The following is a 17,939-nucleotide window of genomic DNA, read 5'->3' as shown; positions in this document are numbered from 1 at the left end:
TTCGAAAAGAGAGCGAGCGCCTTAACTATATAATGATATTGAAAATTATCATTTGGCACAGGCATTGCAGTGGTTTAAGAGATTTTGCATTTACTTCGTTAGAGACCAACGAAATGAGTGCTTTGGATAAAGGCGTCCGGCCCCATGGTGACACTGTGCGGGAGGACGCCTTTTTTTATTTCACTTATGGCTCAATAAACTCGCATTTCTCCCCCTTAATCCACGCTTTAGCCACGGCGGGTTTTGGCATCCTATGCTCAGAATTCCTGCCAGCTGAGGTATGTCGTGGCTGAAGAGAGCGACGAGGACAAAACAGAATCGCCCACGGCGCACCGACTAGAGAAGGCGCGCGAAGAGGGGCAGATTCCGCGATCGCGCGAGTTAACATCGGTGTTGATGTTGCTGGCGGGCTTGCTGATCCTGTGGCTGGGTGGCACCCATATGGCTGAACAACTGGCCAGTATGCTGGCCACCGGGTTTCGCTTTGATCACGCCATGGTCACCGATGACAAAATGATCATTGCGCACATCAGCAACCTGATTGGTCAGGCAGTGATGGCTTTACTGCCTTTGATGGCGGGCTTGGTGATTGTCGCGATTGCAGCACCAATGCTACTCGGGGGCATCAACATCAGTGGTAAATCCATCAAGCTGGATTTCAATAAGCTCAATCCTCTCAGCGGATTGAAACGCATGGTCTCCTCGCAAACCTGGGCCGAGTTGTTAAAGGCGATTTTGAAAGCGGTGTTGGTGGGGCTGGTGGCAGGCTGGTACATCTGGTCACACTGGCAAGAGATGCTGCGCTTGATCAGTGAATCTCCGGTCAACGCCCTGCACCACGGTCTAACCATGATGGCCATCAGCTGTGCGCTGATCATGCTGGGCCTGGTTCCAATGGTGGGCTTCGACGTGTTCTGGCAGCTCTACAGCCACTTCAAAAAGTTGAAAATGTCGCGTCAGGAAATCCGAGACGAACATAAGCAGAACGAAGGTGACCCGCACGTTAAAGGTCGTATTCGTCAGGCGATGCGTGCAGCCGCGCGACGTCGCATGATGGCGGATGTACCGAAAGCGGATGTGATCGTTACTAATCCAACGCACTACTCGGTGGCGTTGCAGTATCAGGAAGGCAAGATGAGCGCGCCCAAGGTGATTGCCAAAGGGGCCGGTGATATCGCCCTGAAAATACGTGAGCTGGCAAAAGAGCACCGCGTTCCAATCCTTGAAGCACCGCCGCTAGCACGTGCGCTCTATCGACACACAGAAATTGGTCAGTTCATCCCCGGCGCGCTCTATGCTGCGGTGGCGGAGGTGCTGGCGTGGGTATGGCAACTGCGACGCTGGAAGCGTGAAGGCGGCCTGATCCCAACCAAACCAAAACAGCTGCCGGTTCCGGCAGACATGGACTTTGCAGGAGAGAACAGAAACGATGGCTAATCTGGCCGAAAAGCTGCGTTTACCGGGCAATTTTAAAGACACGCAGTGGCAGGTGCTGGCAGGGCCGGTGCTGATCATGCTGATCCTGTCGATGATGGTGCTGCCGTTACCGGCATTCATTCTCGACCTGTTGTTCACCTTTAACATTGCCCTGTCGATCATGGTGCTGCTGGTGGCGATGTTTACGCAGCGCACGCTGGATTTCGCCGCGTTTCCCACCATTCTGCTGTTCTCCACCTTACTGCGCCTGGCGCTGAACGTGGCGTCAACGCGTATCATCCTGCTGGATGGTCACACTGGTGCTGACGCAGCGGGCCGCGTGGTTGAGGCCTTTGGTCACTTCCTGGTAGGCGGTAACTTTGCCATCGGTATCGTGGTGTTCATCATCCTCGTTATCATCAACTTTATGGTTATCACCAAGGGTGCCGGACGTATCGCCGAAGTGGGCGCCCGTTTCGTGCTCGACGGGATGCCAGGTAAGCAGATGGCCATCGATGCTGACCTGAACGCCGGTTTGATCGGTGAAGAAGAGGCTAAGCGTCGTCGTTCGGAAGTCACGCAGGAAGCTGACTTCTACGGCTCGATGGACGGTGCGAGTAAATTTGTTCGTGGTGATGCCATCGCCGGTATTTTGATCATGGTGATTAACGTCATCGGCGGTCTGTTGGTGGGCGTGGTGCAGCATGGTATGGACCTCGGTCACGCAGGTGAAACTTATACCCTGCTGACCATCGGTGACGGCTTAGTGGCACAGATCCCGGCGCTGGTGATCTCCACCGCTGCGGGTGTCATCGTGACGCGCGTCAGCACCGATCAGGATGTTGGCGAGCAGATGGTCACCCAGCTGTTCAACAATCCTCGGGTATTGATGCTGAGTGGCGGGGTTATCGGTTTGCTTGGCCTGGTGCCGGGAATGCCGAACTTTGTCTTCCTGCTGTTTACTGCGGCACTGCTGGGTCTTGCCTGGTGGCTGCGTGGACGTGAGATTAAGCCGAAGAAAGCGCCGGAAACCTCAAGCCTGGTGAAAACCCAGGAGACGCCAGCGACGGTGGAAGCGTCATGGACCGATGTCCAACTAGAAGATTCATTGGGTCTCGAAGTGGGTTACCGCCTGATCCCGATGGTCGATCACCTGCAAAATGGCGAACTGCTGGGGCGCATCCGCAGTATTCGTAAAAAAGTGGCGCAAGAGGTGGGCTTCCTGCCGCCGGTGGTGCATATCCGCGACAACATGGAGCTGCCACCTGCGCGATATCGCATCCTGATGAAAGGGGTGGAGATTGGCAGTGGTGATGCTTATCCGGGGCGTTGGATGGCCATTAACCCGGGCACCGCAGCAGGTTCGCTGCCGGGTGAACCGACCGTCGATCCAGCCTTTGGCCTGGCGGCTATCTGGATCGACAGCGCGCTGAAAGAGCAGGCGCAGATTCAGGGCTTTACCGTGGTAGAGGCCAGTACCGTGGTAGCGACTCACCTGAATCACCTGATTGGTCAGTATGCCAGCGAGTTGTTTGGTCGTCAGGAAGCTCAACAGCTGTTGGATCGCGTCACGCAAGAGATGCCGAAGCTGACAGAAGATCTGGTACCGGGCGTGATTACCCTGACCACGCTGCATAAGGTATTGCAGAACCTGTTGATCGAACGCGTTTCGATTCGCGATATGCGTACCATTATCGAAACGCTGGCAGAGCATGCTCCGGTGCAAACCGACCCGCAGGAGCTGACCAGCGTGGTGCGTGTCGCCCTGGGCCGCGCGATTACTCAGCAATGGTTCCCCGGCAACGGCGAAGTTCAGGTGATTGGTCTCGACGCCACTTTAGAACGTCTGCTCCTGCAAGCATTGCAGGGCGGTGGTGGTCTGGAACCGGGCCTGGCAGATCGCTTGCTGGTACAAGCACAGGGTGCATTGCAGCAGCAGGAGATGACCGGTGCACCGCCGGTGCTGCTGGTTAACCATCCGCTGCGTGCGCTGTTGGCGCGCTTCCTGCGCCGTAATCTGCCGCAGCTGGTGGTGCTGTCGAATATGGAACTGACCGATAACCGTCAAATCCGCATGACCGCTACCATCGGAGGTAAGTAATCAATGCGTCGCTGGTGTTGGACATTGATGATGTTACCGATGGTGGCGCTGCCGCTGTATGCCAATGCCGCAACGGGTGCATGGAGCGACAGCGCCAGTGGTCCGAGTATTGGCGTGCGCGGTAACTGGCTAATGACGCCGGCTTTAAAGGCACCCTCTGCTGCACCGGGCACTATTACAGTCGTGAACTGGCGTTATCAGCTCAGCCGTCCTGCACCTTCCGGGATGATCGTGCGGTTGTGTACCACACAGCGTTGCGTGGAGATTGAGGGCGGTAGCGGCAGTACGCGCGGGCTGGCAAATATCTCAGCTGAGGAAACCCTGCATTTGGCGTTTGGTTTTCAGGGGAAGGGCGCGTTGCCCCCGGGCTTGCGGGTCATTAGCAGTGAAGTGACGGTGAATTACAAATAGTTTTAACGCGCATAAATGCGCACCCTACGAAAAACCCTATCCGTTCATGTAGGGGCGCCATTTATGGCAACCGTATGGCGCGACACAGGTTAGTGTTGCGCCATGCGTAAAGCGGGTGGCTCTTACATACGCTCGACGGTTTTAATCCCCAACGTATCCAAACCTTGCTTCAGCGTCTTAGCCGTCAGCGCGGCCAGCTGCAGACGGCTGTTACGCACTTGCTCATCCTCGGCAGAGAGAATCGGGCAGTGTTCGTAGAAGCCGGAGAACAGGCCAGCCAGATCGTACAGGTAAGCACACATCACGTGCGGCGTCCCATCGCGAGCGACCTGAGTAATCACTTCTTCAAACTGCAGCAGACGGGTAGCCAGTTGCGCTTCACGATCTTCGGTTAACACGATGTCGCCACTCAGTGTCTCAGCGTCGATACCGGCTTTACGGAACACGGAAAGCACGCGGGTGTAGGCATACTGCATGTAAGGCGCGGTGTTGCCCTCAAACGCCAGCATGTTGTCCCAGTCGAAGATGTAATCAGTGGTGCGACTTTTTGACAGATCGGCGTATTTCACTGCGCCAATACCGACCACTTCCGCCAGATCTTTCAGCTCTTGCGCTGACATCTCTGGGTTCTTCTCACTCACCAACGCATGCGCACGCTCTACCGCTTCATCCAGCAAGTCGGCCAGCTTGATGGTGCCGCCACTGCGGGTTTTAAACGGACGCCCGTCTTTGCCTAGCATCATGCCAAACGCGTGGTGCTCAAGTGGCACCGACTCTGGCACGTAACCGGCTTTACGCACGATGGTCCACGCCTGTTGCAGATGCTGATGTTGACGTGAGTCGATGTAGTAAAGCACGCGGTCAGCATGAAGGGTTTCATAGCGATATTTAGCGCAGGCGATGTCCGTGGTGGTGTAGAGATAGCCGCCATCCTTTTTCTGGATGATCACGCCCATCGGTTCGCCTTCCTTGTTTTTAAACTCATCAAGGAATACCACGGTTGCGCCTTCGCTGGTCACCGCCAGACCTTTTTCACGCAGATCGCTAACAATACCCGGCAGCATGTCGTTGTACAGGCTTTCACCCATCACGTCTTTGCGGGTCAGCGTCACGTTCAGGCGGTCATAGACTTCCTGATTCTGACTCATGGTGATATCGACCAGCTTCTTCCACATGCTGCGGCAGTACTCGTCGCCGCCTTGCAGCTTCACAACGTATCCACGTGCGCGTTCGGCGAAGGCCTCATCGGCGTCATAGGTCACTTTGGCTTCGCGGTAAAATTCTTCGAGGTCAGCCAGGGCGATATCTTCATGATGTTCGTTTTGCTGCTTTTCCAGATACGCAATCAGCATACCGAACTGGGTACCCCAGTCACCGACGTGGTTAGCGCGGATCACCTTGTGACCCAGGAACTCGAGCGTACGCACCGCTGCGTCACCAATGATGGTTGAGCGGACATGGCCCACGTGCATCTGCTTGGCTACGTTGGGTGCTGAGTAATCAATCACGATGGTCTGCGGTTCGAGACTGCTCAAACCGAGGCGCGGCAATTGTAGTGCCTGCGCGGCTTGCGCCGCCAGCCATTGGCGATCGAGGAAAATATTGATGAAGCCGGGACCGGCGATTTCGACTTTGCTGGCGATGCCGGCGAGATCCAGATGCTGAATCACCTGTTCAGCCAGCTGGCGCGGTGCCTGACCGAGCTTTTTCGCCACAGCCATGATACCGTTTGCCTGATAATCGCCGAACTGCACTTTCGCGGACTGACGAACCTGGGGTTCGCAATCAGCAGGTGCACCCGCCGCTACCATTGCCTGACCGACTTTATCGGAAAGAAGAGCCTGAATATTCACCGCGTTACCTTCATATGCTGAAAAGGCCCACCACGTGCGGTGAGCCGATGCCTTCATCCCGCAACGACACGGCGGGACGGAAAAATAAGAGGGGAAGTATACGTGAAATGTTAAGGTGCGTCAGCTTTTCGCATGCACAAGGGCGGGCAACATCAGCCCGCGCGCCGATTAACGGCGGCGCGGGTGACGACGAGGATTTTTAACGCTTTTGTCTTCACGCACCTTCCAGTGGCGGGAAATTGCAAATCCCATCAATGCAATCAGGACCGCGACAACAATGAGCATAGACATAGAGCCATTCCTTGAAGTTGTGAAACACAAATTTATAAGAAAGGGTATCAAGCTGCAATTGTTTGCAACTGAAATAAGAGTTATCTCATTGTATTAATTATCGTTAATATTAACAGGAGGTTAAGCCACTTTCATAAAGTAACTTCTGGACCTGTTTGGGCGATTAATCCTAATTGAGTGGGCTATTTATGCGGTTTTAGGCCATTTACGCAGTGAAATCGGAGGAATCCGACGATTTTGTCAAGCGTAATCTTTGGCGGCCCCATTTTATAATTGATTAAAATAACTGAACTAATATCGGCTTTTTAGGAGTATTAAGATGATTTTCCCTTCGGAATTGAGTGATTTAGAACAAGACTTAATGCGTTTTGAACAGGCGTTACAGCAATTTTCAGCGCGGTTAGGGCTTGAACTCACGCACCACGAAGCCGATCACCTTGCGGTGCGTTGTCACCAGTTTGCGACAGCCGAGCGCTGGAAGGCAGGATTACTGCAAATTGGTCGCCAGTTTTCAGAGGCGATGATCAATGGTCGCCCGATCTGTTTGTTCAAATTACATCAACCTTTGACGCTGGCTGGATGGCAAATCGATGTCATTGAATTACCCTGGCCGGGTGAGAAACTTTATCGCCACGAAGGTTGGGAGCATGTGGAGATCGTCTTGCGCGGAGAACCCGAAACCTTGGGTATGCGCGCGATGGCGTTGCTGTCCGATGATGCGCTGACGCAACCCGGCATTTCGTTCAAAACCAGCGCGCCGAAAGGGGAAAATGAACGTTTACCCAATCCGACACTGGCGGTGACGGATGGGCAAACCACCATTAAATTTCACCCGTGGCGACTGGAAGAGATCGTCGCCAGTGAGCAAAATTAACGACGTGCGTTCAGCGCCTGATGTAAACGCGCGACCGCTTGCTCCAGCAGTGCACGCGTGCAGCCAAAGTTGAAGCGTACGAAGTGATCATCGCCAAAATCGCGACCAGGTGAAAAGCCCAGGCCGTGTTTTTCGAAGTAGAGCGCAGGGCTGGCAACATTTAACTGGCTGGCATCAATCCAGCCCAGATAGGTTGCTTCGGGTGTGCTCATGGTGAGCTCGGGCATGGCATTGATTTGGCTCACCAGCCAGTCGCGATTGGCGCGCAGATAGTGGATTTGTGCGTTAAGCCACTCATCTCCTTCACGCCATGCCGCCTCAGCCGCCACCAAGGCAAGAATATCCACCCCTGGCACAATGCCCTCACGCACCTGTTTAAAGCGTTTACGCAACTCCGGGTTGGGGATTATCGCCATTGAGGCACCCAGTCCGGCGATATTGAAGGTTTTTGACGGTGAGATCAGCGTGATGCTGCGCTGAGCCGCATCCTCGCTTAATGCGGCGAACGGAATGTGCTGTGCATTGGGAGAGAGGATTAAATCGCAGTGGATTTCGTCAGAGCAGACGATGAGGTCATGTTGTTGGGCAAACGCCAGCTGTGCCTCCAGTTCATCCCGGCGATACACGGTGCCGCCTGGATTTTGTGGATTACACAGCATCAGCAGCCGTTCATCGCCTTGCAAGGCTGCCGCATCGAGGTCCATGACCCAGCGTCCACTCAAAAACCGCATCGGCAAATTAATTTGCTCGCGGTTGGCCAGCTTCGATGCCGCGCGAAACGGGGGGTAGATTGGCGTGGGGGCCACCGTACGCTGCCCAGTTTCCGTAAATGCGCGGACCGAAAGGTTAAGACCGCTGACCACGCCGGGTAGCATAACAATCCAATCCGGTTGAATATGCCAGTTGTAGCGCTGCGCTAAACGTGAAACGGTGATATCAATCAAACCACTTGGCGTGGCACCGTAGCCGAAAACACCATGATCGGCGCGCTTTTTAATGGCCTCAATAATGCACGGCGGTGAGCGAAAATCGGTATCGGCGACCCATAAAGGCAGTACATCGCGATCGCCATATTTGTGCCATTTCAAACTATCGCTGTGACGACGGTCTATCCATTGATCAAAATCGAATGCCATAGTGAGGTTTCCACGTAAACTGTCCCACTAAGCAGACTAACTGAAGCCATCCTCCCGAGCCAGAAGTCATGAAAAGGAGCAAGGTATGACGAAACTGGAAATTTGTTGCTACGGCATCGACTGTGCAATGACTGCACAGCAGTCCGGTGCCGATCGCGTGGAGCTGTGTAGCGCCCCACGTGAAGGCGGGTTGACGCCGTCGGCTGGCGTGCTGGAAGCCGCACAACGTGAACTGACGATACCGGTTCACCCGATTGTTCGCCCACGTGGCGGCGATTTTTGTTACACCACGCAGGAATTTGAGGTGATGAAATCCGATGTTGCGCTGATGCGTGAACTCGGATTTCCCGGTGTGGTGATTGGCATGCTGGATGAAGATGCGCATGTTGATATCGCGCGCATGCGGCAAATTATGGCGCTGTGTGACGGTATGGCGGTGACGTTTCACCGTGCTTTTGATTTGTGCCACAGCCCCAAAAAATCGTTAGAGGTGCTTGCTGATTTAGGCATTGCCCGGATCTTGACCTCCGGTCAGCAGCAAAGCGCCGAGACAGGAATTGCATTATTGCGGGAACTTAATGAACTGAGTACGGGTCCAATTATTATGGCCGGTGCGGGTGTCCGTTTAAGCAATTTGCAGAAGTTTATCGATAGTGGTCTGCAGGAAGTCCACAGCTCCGCCAGCCGTTTAGTCGCTTCGCCGATGCGCTACCGTAAAGCCGGTGTCTCAATGTGCTCCGAAGCGGAAACTGATGAATTTAGTCGAACGTGTGTCGATGGCGATGTGGTTGAAGCGATGAAAAGCATGATGGAAATGACCGCTGTTCGTGTCGCCTGATTAAAAACCGTTTTTGCCGCGCAGCACGCCATACCCAGGACGTGATGTTTGCAAGTACCAAACCCCAGTGCTTCTTGCTGGGGTTCTTTTTATCTGTCGTTCGGCCGTTGATAGCGCGTTACGCAAAAAGATGCTTTGATTAGTTCATGGCTGCTACGGATAAATCCTCATGAAATCCTTCTCTTGTGCTGTTTTAGTGCTGCTGTTTCCTGTATCCGGCGTTGCGCTGGCGGCGAGTACGGCCTGTCCGCCATTCAGCAAAAACATCACCAGCAGCAATAACTGGATCATGCTGGGCGGTGATGCCAAAGGCGCGGTGCGTCAGGTGGTGGCAGGTGAGTTCGGCAAAGACGTTGATTCGCAAAAAAGGGTGCTTGGACAGTTTGACCAGTGTGGTGATTTAATGGTGGCAGACATTACCTACGATAAAAACGAAGGCAATGTGGTGCTGACCATGGAGCAGCACATTGCCCGCGTGCAGCGTGGCTGGGTCGCAGAATATGCCTATCTGGTGAAAGTGATCAAAGCCGGTAAAGAGGAAGTGGTGGATAACCGTCAGGGAACCATCAGTTGGCAAATGGGGCAGCATGGCAACATTGTCAGTTCTTCAGATAAATTCACCAGCATGGGTAAAGACGGATTTAGCGATACCACCTACCGTTATGACAAACATTTCCGACTGGAGAAAAGCGTGGCGCGGGGCAGTGATGCGTCCACTAATGGTGAAAACACCTGGCACTGGAATCCGCAAGGGCTGGTGACGTCATCCTCCAGCGCGCGCAGCAAAGATACTTACAGCTACGACAACCAATGGCGCGAAATGCGGCTCAATGGCTTATCGACCACGCCGGTGAGTACTTTGCACTCGGTTGACGAATGCCAACTGTGGGACGAAGTGGGCAATTGCACGCTGAGTTACCTGCATGAAACCGAGGTGTTTGCCAAGGGCACCATCGAGCGCCATTTGAGTTCGGCATACAAGTATCAGTATTGGGATCGACCACCGGCGATGGCGGATGACGGGGACTGATGCAGAGATGGCGCCGCTACGGCTTACACACTCTGTAGCGGCGCGATTTATCGCGCGATGTTATTTCACGGTTTGACTAAATGCATCCACCGCCACAATCGCGTTGGCAATATCTTCGGCTGTCAGGTTTGGATTGAGGTTTTTCAGGGTATCGCCCTCACTGTTCGCCAACGCCCCCACACGCACCAGATTCTCCCAGGACTCATTCTCCAGGTGCAGCTCCTTCAGCGTGGTCGGCATCTTGATGGCGCGATAGAAGCGAATGTAACGTGCAATCTCTTCGTCAGGGCGCTGTTCCAGCACCATCTGCGTCAGCGTGCCATATGCCACTTTCTCGCCATGGGTCAGATGATGGATATCGCCATCAATGGCGGTAAACCCATTGTGAATCGCATGGGCACCGGCCAGACCGGCGTTTTCAAAACCTAAACCAGAGAGCAGGGTGTTGGCTTCCACCACGGCTTCTACCGCTGGCGTGACGCGCTTTTCGCTCACCGCGGTGTAGGCGCTGAATCCCCACGTCAGCAGCGTCTCTTCGCAGGCACGTGCAATGGCAGTCCCGGCGATAGTCGGATCACCATTCACCATCGACTTGGCATGAGAGCGCAGCACCGCTTGTGCTTCCACCCAGGTTGCCAGACCATCGGCAATGCCAGATGCAAACAGACGGGCAGGCGCAGATGCGCAGACTGCGGTATCAACTAACACCAGGTCAGGGTTTTTACTGTAAAAACGATAGCTTTCAAACACACCACTGTCCGAGTAGATCACCGACAACGCGCTGCACGGCGCATCGGTTGAGGCCACGGTAGGCACAATCGCAACCGGCTGTTTCAGCTCATCGGCAATCGCTTTGACGGTATCCAGGGTTTTACCGCCGCCAAGGCCAACCACCACATTGCTGCCCTGTGATTTTGCCAGCTGCGTTAAGCGGTTGATCTCATTGCTGGAGGCTTCACCGTTAAACGGCTGGCGGCTGAATTCAATCCCTGCCGCCTGCAACGTTTTCTGCGTGCGCTCACCAATCAGATTCCAGACGATATCGTCAGCCACCAGAAACGCATGCTGCCCGAGTTCAGCAACATAGGTTCCCAACTCATCCAGTACACCGGCGCCTTGAACATACTTACGCGGAGAAGAAAAAATGAATTTACTCATAGCGACAACTCCTTGATGTGAGAAAAGCAGTTGCGGCTAAGGTGACACAGTTAGATGACGAAGATTTAACCATAACTGGCAAGTTGAGAATTATTATCAATTACTGACGGAAGGTAATTATCGTCAATATGTTACGTGAGCGTTAAGATAGCGGCGAACAAACAAGGAGCAGGCCATGACACTGATTTTATCTTTTCTGTTTGCCATCACCATTCTGACCCTGACACCGGGATTTGACACCGCACTGGTGCTGCGTTCTGCCGCCGCCCAGGGCTGGAAACGTGCTTCAGCGACAGCTTTTGGCGTGACGTTGGGTTGTCTGGTGTGGGGCGTGGCGGTGGGCTTAGGTTTAGGCGCGCTTCTGCTGGCTTCTGAAATGGCCTATAACCTGCTGAAGTGGGTCGGCGCCGCTTATTTGCTCTACCTCGGGGTCAAACTGCTGCTTAATCCGCGTACCCAGGCGGAAGAGGGGCAGGGTGTACAGACAAAAGCGCAAAGCTATGTCGCCTGCTTCTCTCGTGGATTATTCGGTAACCTGCTGAATCCGAAAGTCGGCGTATTTTATGTCACCTTCCTGCCGCAGTTTATTCCGGCCGGGGCGTCAGTGCCGCTGTGGTGTACCTTGATGGCGTTAACGCATATGGCGATTGGCCTGGTGTGGAATGCGGTGCTGATCGGCGGCAGCCAGTATTTTGCTGCGCATTTGCGCCGTCCGGCGGTATTGAAAGTGATGGATCGTTTGACCGGCTGCGTGTTTATCGGTTTCGCCGCGAAGCTGGCGCTGTCGCGGCGATAAGCACTAAGGCTTGCGTGCCACCAGTACCGCACGCAGCGGTGCTGGGTAACCTTCTACTGTTTTGCTGCTGTCATTAGGATCAAGGAACTCGGCCAGTGATTCGCTGGTCATCCATGCCGTGCGGCGCTGCTCTTCCACTGAGGTCACGGCGTAATCGGCGATGCGGACATCAACAAAACCACACTTCTCCAGCCAGCCTTTTAAGGCGGCAGCAGAGGGGATGAAGTAGACGTTACGCATTTGTGCATAGCGTTCACCCGGCACCAGCACGGTGTTTTCGTCCCCTTCAACCACCAGAGTTTCCAGTACCAGTTCGCCGTCACTCACCAACTGATTTTTCAGCTGCAGCAGATGATCGAGCGGTGAACGGCGGTGATACAGCACGCCCATCGAGAACACGGTATCAAAAGCTTGCAGTGCAGGCAGTTGCTCAATGCCGAGTGGCAACAGATGCGCGCGGCGATCGTCGCCCAGCAGTTTGCGCACGGCTTCAAACTGGCACAGGAACAGTTGCATCGGGTCGATACCGACCACCAGTTTTGCGCCTGCACCGATCATCCGCCACATGTGATAGCCGCTGCCACAGCCGACATCCAACACGGTACGATGCGTCAGGGGAGAGATGTGCGGCAATACGCGATCCCATTTCCAGTCGGAGCGCCATTCGGTATCGATGTCAGTGCCGTACAGGGAATACGGCCCTTTGCGCCACGGCATTAAATTGCGCAGCAGATTCTCAATACCCAGACGCTGACGATCGCTGAGGTTGTCAGCTTGCGCACTGACGCTATCCAGCAAATCCAGCTTTTGCGGCGTCAGTAGAGGTAAATACTCAACTGATTTCTCCCAGTCACGGAATTTCCCGTGCAGGTTTTCGCGCTGCCACGCTGCGACTTGTGCAGGCAAGACTTCAAGCCAACTGGCGAGTGGACCCGTGGCGATTTGCTGATAAAAACGGCCAAAATCAATCATTTCAACGCTACCAAAGAACCAAAATTAAAGCACTGGAACCACAACTCAGCATGGGCGAAACCGGCCGTTTTCAGCCGCGCTTTATGGGCTTCGACGCTGTCCGTCAACATCACGTTTTCCAGCATGCTGCGCTTCTGGCTGATCTCTAATTCGCTATAACCATTGGCACGCTTGAAGTCGTGATGCATGTTGAACAGCAGTTCACCAACGTCAGCGTCTTCAAAGCTGAATTTTTCTGACAACACCAGCGCGCCGCCGGGGTTCAGGCCCTTTGCGATTTTCTTCAGCAACTCAAGACGGGCAGGTGGCTCAAGGAATTGCAGCGTGAAGTTCAGCACCACCATCGAAGCATTCTCGATATGGATATTCTGAATATCCGCTTCGATCACCTGCACCGGCGTATCCGCGCGGAAGGCATCGATATGGCGACGGCAACGCTCAACCATCGCCGGTGAATTATCCACGGCAATAATCTGGCAGCCCGGCACATGAATGTTGCGGCGGACGGAGAGCGTGGCGGCACCCAACGAGCAACCCAAATCGTAAACCTGGCTGTTGGGCTGCACAAAGCGTTCTGCCAGCATGCCAATCATCGAAATGATGTTGGAATAGCCCGGCACCGAGCGCTGAATCATATCGGGAAAGACTTCAGCCACGCGCTCGTCAAAGGTCCAGTCACCCAGCTTATCGATGGGTGCGGAAAATAGCGTATCGCGGTCAGACATAATGAAAGGTCCGGAGAGAAAACGGAAAGGGCGCTATTCTGGCAGAAACTGCCGCAGGCTGCACCCGCTTTGAGTTTAGAACAGACTTGATTGTTGCGGCCAGTCAGGCAGATTGCGCAATGAGGGTTCCAGTTGCAGCAACTGTGGCCATAGCGCCTGGATCAGCGGAAACACCTCGCCCATATCCGGCGTATGAATAAACAGCATGGGATCGCTGTCATGCTGCCACTCCGCCAACTTTTTCCGCCAGGGCACAAACAACGGCAGACTCTCTTCAACGCTGTCGCTGCCGATAAAGCGCACCATCGGCTGCGACCCGCTACGCACTGCGTGAGGCGGCACGCGCGGCTTTTTCGCCCGGGCATCTACGGCGGCAGCGGTTTGCGAGGTGGAGGCGTGCACCGGGCGGCTATCGAGGATCACGCGATTAACGCCACGTTCCAGCAGGCCGCGATTGAAAGCGCGTTCCGCATCGCCTTTGGCGAAGAACTGCTCGTGGCGCACTTCCACGCCGTAACGGAAATTACGCGGCAAACTGTCTAAAAATCCCCATAAGTCTGGCAACTGGGCCGGCGAAAAAGTGGCGGGCAGTTGCAGCCAGTACTGGCCAATACGCTGGCTGAGCGGGTCGAGCAAGCGGAAGAACTCGTTGAGCAGGTCGTCACAGTTCCGCAATGCGGCGTTATGGCTGATGCTTTTGGGAAATTTAAAGCAAAAGCGAAAATCATCGTGCGTCATGTCGCGCCAACGCATCACCACCTCTGGCGTCGGAAGCGCATACAGCGTGGTGTTGCCTTCAACACAGTCAAACAGCTGGGCGTAATCGGCGAGCGTTTCCAGTCCGAACATTTTCCAGCGCGGATGCTGCCATTGCGGTAACCCAATACGAAGTGTCAAACCTTTGCTCCTGAATCATTTGCGGGCGGGAATGTGTGGCGTAATGTAACCTGTTTCTCTGTTGGCAGAAAAAACAGCGACGATAATTGCCGATCATTTATTCGCTTTGATCTGGCTCTACTTATCCTGCCTGGGTTTTTCCATTATAATAGCCGCCTTTTTTGCGACAGCATCTCAGAAGGTTACGCGGCCTGATGTTGTCTGGCAGCAGCGGCGAAGTTAAAAGGATACGTTATGCGTACAGAATATTGCGGACAGCTCAATCTGTCCCACGTGGGTCAGCAAGTCACTCTCTGCGGCTGGGTTAATCGCCGTCGCGATCTGGGCAGCCTGATTTTTATCGATATGCGCGACCGTGAAGGTATCGCTCAGGTATTCTTCGACGCCGATCGTCAGGAAGCATTCCAGCTGGCATCTGAGCTGCGCAACGAATTCTGTATCCAGATCACCGGTACCGTGCGTGCACGTGAAGAAAAAAACCGCAACAGTGACATGGCGACCGGTGATGTTGAAGTCTTCGCCCATGAACTGAACATTATTAACCGTGCTGAACCCCTGCCGCTGGACTCCAACCAGACCAACAGCGAAGAAGCGCGCCTGACCTATCGCTATCTGGACCTGCGTCGTCCGGAAATGGCGCAGCGTCTGAAAACCCGTGCGAAAATCACCAGCTTCGTGCGCCGCTTTATGGATAACGAGGGCTTCCTCGATATCGAAACGCCGATGCTGACCAAAGCCACGCCAGAAGGCGCACGTGACTATCTGGTGCCGAGCCGTGTGCACAAAGGTAAGTTCTACGCGTTGCCGCAGTCTCCACAGCTGTTCAAACAGCTGCTGATGATGTCCGGCTTTGACCGTTACTACCAGATCGTGAAGTGCTTCCGTGACGAGGACCTGCGTGCTGACCGTCAGCCGGAATTCACCCAGATCGACGTTGAAACCTCTTTCATGACCGCCGAGCAGGTACGTGAAAAGATGGAGCGTCTGATCCGCGAACTGTGGATTGATGTGAAAGGTGTGGACCTCGGTGACTTCCCACAGATGACTTTCGCCGAAGCGATGAACCGTTACGGCTCCGATAAACCAGACCTGCGTAACCCAATGGAACTGGTGGACGTGGCTGACCTGCTGCAAAGCGTGGAATTCCAGGTGTTCGCGGGCCCGGCTAACGATCCTAAAGGCCGTGTTGCTGCCCTGCGTGTGCCAGGCGGCGCGGCGCTGACGCGTAAACAGATTGATGAATACGGCAAGTTTGTTGAGATCTACGGCGCTAAAGGTTTGGCGTGGATGAAGATCAACGAGCGTGCGAAAGGCTTCGAGGGTGTACAGAGCCCGGTTGCGAAATTCCTGACCCCGGAAATCGTTGAAGCGATCCTGAACCGCACTGCTGCACAAGATGGTGACCTGATCTTCTTTGGCGCTGATCGTGCCAAAGTCGTGGCGGATGCGCTGGGCGCACTGCGTCTGAAAGTGGGTCGCGATCTGCAAATCACTGATGAGAAAGCGTGGGCCCCGCTGTGGGTGATCGACTTCCCGATGTTCGAAGCAGACGAAGAGGGTGGTCTGGCGGCTATGCACCATCCGTTCACTTCACCGAAAGAACTGACGGCTGAGCAGTTGGCAGAAGACCCAACGCAGGCGGTAGCGAATGCCTACGATATGGTGATCAACGGTTACGAAGTGGGTGGCGGTTCAGTGCGTATCCATAACGGTAAAATGCAGCAGACGGTTTTCAGCATCCTCGGCATCACCGAAGAAGAGCAGCGCGAGAAGTTTGGCTTCCTGCTGGACGCACTGAAGTACGGTACTCCACCGCATGCGGGCCTGGCGTTTGGTCTGGATCGTCTGACCATGTTGCTGACCGGCACCGACAACATCCGTGATGTTATCGCGTTCCCGAAAACCACCGCAGCTGCGTGTCTGATGACCGAAGCACCAAGCGAAGCCAACCCGGCAGCGCTGCTGGATTTGGGCATTTTGGTGGCACCGAAGAAAGAAAAGTCAGAGAACAAGTAATGGGCTATAAATACCCGGTTTCGGTGCTGGTGGTGATTTTTGCGCGAGATACCGGCCGGGTGTTAATGCTGCAGCGACGTGACGATGCGAGCTTTTGGCAATCCGTCACGGGCAGCCTTGAGGCGGGTGAAACCCCGCGTCAGGCCGCACAACGAGAGGTAACAGAAGAGCTCGGTATCGACGTTGTCGGTGAACAGCTGGTGCTGGATGATTGTCACAAACACATTGAGTTTGAAATCTTCCCGCACTATCGCCATCGCTATGCGCCAGGCACTACCCATAACCGTGAACACTGGTTCCGGCTGGCACTGCCGCAAGAGCGCGATTTGCTGCTCACCGAACACCTCGCCGCCCGCTGGCTGGACCCCGCCGCTGCCGCAGCCTTAACCAAGTCCTGGAGTAACCGCCAGGCAATCGAAGAATTTACCTGAATGCCCGCCGCCGCGCGTTTTTCCGGTGTCGGATGTACTAAATTGACAACGTAAATTCAGCTCAGATGTTTATCCGGGCGTGACTTTGCTGAAACGTCGGGCGTAATCGGCGCAGCGAGGTCGGTTACCGCCAGCGCGCAGCAACCGGAGCGTACTTTTGTACGTGAGGATTGCGAGCACTGCCGGGAGCCGAGCTCGCAAGTAAGATAGCCCGTGCGATACAAAAGATCGGAGAAAGAGAGAGATGGCTGGACACAGTAAGTGGGCTAACACCAAGCACCGCAAGGCGGCGCAGGACGCTAAGCGCGGCAAAATCTTCACCAAAATCATTCGTGAACTGGTGACCGCAGCGAAACTGGGCGGCGGCGATGCCGGCTCTAACCCGCGTCTGCGCGCAGCAATGGACAAAGCCCTGTCCAACAACATGACGCGTGACACCATGAACCGTGCGATTGCACGCGGAGTGGGCGGTGAAGATGATTCCAACATGGAAACCATCATCTATGAAGGTTACGGTCCTGGCGGCTCAGCCGTGATGATTGAGTGCCTGAGTGACAACCGTAACCGTACCGTGGGTGAAGTGCGCCATGCGTTCACCAAAACCGGTGGAAATCTCGGTACCGATGGTTCTGTTTCTTACCTGTTCAGCAAAAAGGGTGTGATCTCCTTTGCGCCGGGTCAGGATGAAGATGCAGTGATGGAAGCGGCATTAGAAGCCGGTGCAGAAGACGTGGTCAGCTACGACGATGGCGCGATTGATGTCTTTACGGCCTGGGAAGAGCTGGGTGCCGTGCGTGATGCACTGGAAGCCGGTGGCCTGAAAGCCGATACCGCAGAAGTCTCAATGATTCCTTCGACCAAAGCAGAGATGGACGCCGAAACTGCACCGAAACTGCTGCGTCTGATCGACATGCTGGAAGATTGCGACGATGTGCAGGAAGTTTACCACAACGGTGAAATTTCTGATGAGGTCGCGGAAACGCTGTAATGGCGT

The 17,939-nt window shown here is 54.6% G+C and carries 17 protein-coding genes; 10 read left to right on the top strand and 7 right to left on the bottom strand.

From position 1 onward, the window contains the following. Positions 1 to 285: 285 nt before the first annotated feature. The 3 genes from flhB to flhE are packed head-to-tail and all read left to right on the top strand — an operon-like array spanning position 286 to position 3,928. Positions 286 to 1,437: a flagellar biosynthesis protein FlhB gene (flhB, locus tag QMZ30_RS17115; RefSeq protein WP_283228286.1), complete on the top strand. Its 1,152-nt coding sequence runs from the start codon at positions 286 to 288 to the stop codon at positions 1,435 to 1,437. Further along, the gene (gene flhA, locus QMZ30_RS17110; protein WP_283228285.1) at positions 1,430 to 3,517 is read left to right on the top strand and encodes a flagellar biosynthesis protein FlhA; all 2,088 of its coding nucleotides are present in this window, start codon (positions 1,430 to 1,432) and stop codon (positions 3,515 to 3,517) included. The genes flhB and flhA overlap by 8 nt, the downstream gene beginning before the upstream one ends. 3 nt (positions 3,518 to 3,520) lie before the next feature. After that, a complete protein-coding gene (flhE, locus tag QMZ30_RS17105; RefSeq protein ID WP_283228284.1) occupies positions 3,521 to 3,928 on the top strand; it encodes a flagellar protein FlhE in 408 nt (135 codons plus the stop codon). Positions 3,929 to 4,050: 122 nt separating this feature from the next. Here the strand turns inward: flhE and argS are convergent, their stop codons facing one another. Together argS and QMZ30_RS17095 are read right to left on the bottom strand one after the other, a co-directional pair. Further along, positions 4,051 to 5,781, bottom strand: coding sequence for an arginine--tRNA ligase (argS, locus tag QMZ30_RS17100; protein ID WP_058972524.1), 1,731 nt, complete (start codon positions 5,779 to 5,781; stop codon positions 4,051 to 4,053). A gap of 168 nt (positions 5,782 to 5,949) precedes the next feature. Next, positions 5,950 to 6,072 carry a hypothetical protein gene (locus QMZ30_RS17095; protein WP_007889544.1) on the bottom strand — a complete coding sequence of 41 codons (123 nt, stop codon included), beginning with the start codon at positions 6,070 to 6,072 and terminating at the stop codon, positions 5,950 to 5,952. A gap of 313 nt (positions 6,073 to 6,385) precedes the next feature. Here QMZ30_RS17095 and QMZ30_RS17090 point away from each other — a divergent pair, with 313 nt between their 5' ends. Next, positions 6,386 to 6,946: a VOC family protein gene (locus tag QMZ30_RS17090; protein ID WP_283228338.1), complete on the top strand. Its 561-nt coding sequence runs from the start codon at positions 6,386 to 6,388 to the stop codon at positions 6,944 to 6,946. Here the strand turns inward: QMZ30_RS17090 and QMZ30_RS17085 are convergent. Next, positions 6,943 to 8,082, bottom strand: coding sequence for a MalY/PatB family protein (locus tag QMZ30_RS17085; RefSeq protein ID WP_283228283.1), 1,140 nt, complete (start codon positions 8,080 to 8,082; stop codon positions 6,943 to 6,945). The genes QMZ30_RS17090 and QMZ30_RS17085 overlap by 4 nt on opposite strands. An 85-nt stretch (positions 8,083 to 8,167) precedes the next feature. On the opposite strand from QMZ30_RS17085, the gene cutC reads away from it, so the two are divergent. Beyond that, positions 8,168 to 8,920 (top strand): copper homeostasis protein CutC, encoded by a 753-nt coding sequence (gene cutC / locus QMZ30_RS17080; protein ID WP_039335297.1) that lies wholly within the window; start codon positions 8,168 to 8,170, stop codon positions 8,918 to 8,920. A gap of 169 nt (positions 8,921 to 9,089) precedes the next feature. Beyond that, positions 9,090 to 9,950: a hypothetical protein gene (locus QMZ30_RS17075; protein ID WP_058972522.1), complete on the top strand. Its 861-nt coding sequence runs from the start codon at positions 9,090 to 9,092 to the stop codon at positions 9,948 to 9,950. Between the two features lie 60 nt (positions 9,951 to 10,010). On the opposite strand, the gene QMZ30_RS17070 is transcribed toward QMZ30_RS17075, so the two are convergent. Continuing rightward, positions 10,011 to 11,108 carry a glycerol dehydrogenase gene (locus tag QMZ30_RS17070; RefSeq protein WP_283228282.1) on the bottom strand — a complete coding sequence of 366 codons (1,098 nt, stop codon included), beginning with the start codon at positions 11,106 to 11,108 and terminating at the stop codon, positions 10,011 to 10,013. A gap of 175 nt (positions 11,109 to 11,283) precedes the next feature. On the opposite strand from QMZ30_RS17070, the gene QMZ30_RS17065 reads away from it, so the two are divergent. Beyond that, complete coding sequence (locus QMZ30_RS17065; RefSeq protein WP_283228281.1) at positions 11,284 to 11,904, top strand: LysE family translocator; 621 nt, start codon at positions 11,284 to 11,286, stop codon at positions 11,902 to 11,904. Between the two features lie 3 nt (positions 11,905 to 11,907). Here QMZ30_RS17065 and cmoB read toward each other — a convergent pair whose 3' ends face one another. The 3 genes from cmoB to QMZ30_RS17050 form a co-directional block, all read right to left on the bottom strand. Further along, entirely contained in the window at positions 11,908 to 12,876 is a 969-nt protein-coding gene (gene cmoB / locus QMZ30_RS17060; protein WP_283228280.1) for a tRNA 5-methoxyuridine(34)/uridine 5-oxyacetic acid(34) synthase CmoB, read from the bottom strand. Then, positions 12,873 to 13,601: a carboxy-S-adenosyl-L-methionine synthase CmoA gene (cmoA, locus tag QMZ30_RS17055; RefSeq protein ID WP_283228279.1), complete on the bottom strand. Its 729-nt coding sequence runs from the start codon at positions 13,599 to 13,601 to the stop codon at positions 12,873 to 12,875. The genes cmoB and cmoA overlap by 4 nt, the downstream gene beginning before the upstream one ends. A gap of 75 nt (positions 13,602 to 13,676) precedes the next feature. After that, the gene (locus QMZ30_RS17050) at positions 13,677 to 14,498 is read right to left on the bottom strand and encodes a DUF72 domain-containing protein (RefSeq protein WP_283228278.1); all 822 of its coding nucleotides are present in this window, start codon (positions 14,496 to 14,498) and stop codon (positions 13,677 to 13,679) included. A gap of 234 nt (positions 14,499 to 14,732) precedes the next feature. Here QMZ30_RS17050 and aspS point away from each other — a divergent pair, with 234 nt between their 5' ends. The 3 genes from aspS (at position 14,733) to QMZ30_RS17035 (ending at position 17,933) form a co-directional block, all read left to right on the top strand. Then, complete coding sequence (gene aspS, locus QMZ30_RS17045; RefSeq protein WP_283228277.1) at positions 14,733 to 16,514, top strand: aspartate--tRNA ligase; 1,782 nt, start codon at positions 14,733 to 14,735, stop codon at positions 16,512 to 16,514. After that, the gene (gene nudB / locus QMZ30_RS17040) at positions 16,514 to 16,945 is read left to right on the top strand and encodes a dihydroneopterin triphosphate diphosphatase (RefSeq protein WP_058972515.1); all 432 of its coding nucleotides are present in this window, start codon (positions 16,514 to 16,516) and stop codon (positions 16,943 to 16,945) included. The genes aspS and nudB overlap by 1 nt, the downstream gene beginning before the upstream one ends. A gap of 244 nt (positions 16,946 to 17,189) precedes the next feature. Next, the gene (locus QMZ30_RS17035) at positions 17,190 to 17,933 is read left to right on the top strand and encodes a YebC/PmpR family DNA-binding transcriptional regulator (RefSeq protein WP_034828649.1); all 744 of its coding nucleotides are present in this window, start codon (positions 17,190 to 17,192) and stop codon (positions 17,931 to 17,933) included. Positions 17,934 to 17,939: the final 6 nt, after the last annotated feature.

Source organism: Pantoea sp. EA-12 (genome assembly GCF_030053355.1).
Classification (GTDB): domain Bacteria; phylum Pseudomonadota; class Gammaproteobacteria; order Enterobacterales; family Enterobacteriaceae; genus Pantoea; species Pantoea vagans_C.
Note: the sequence above shows the minus strand (reverse complement) of the source record. Positions and strands in the feature narration are given on the sequence as shown.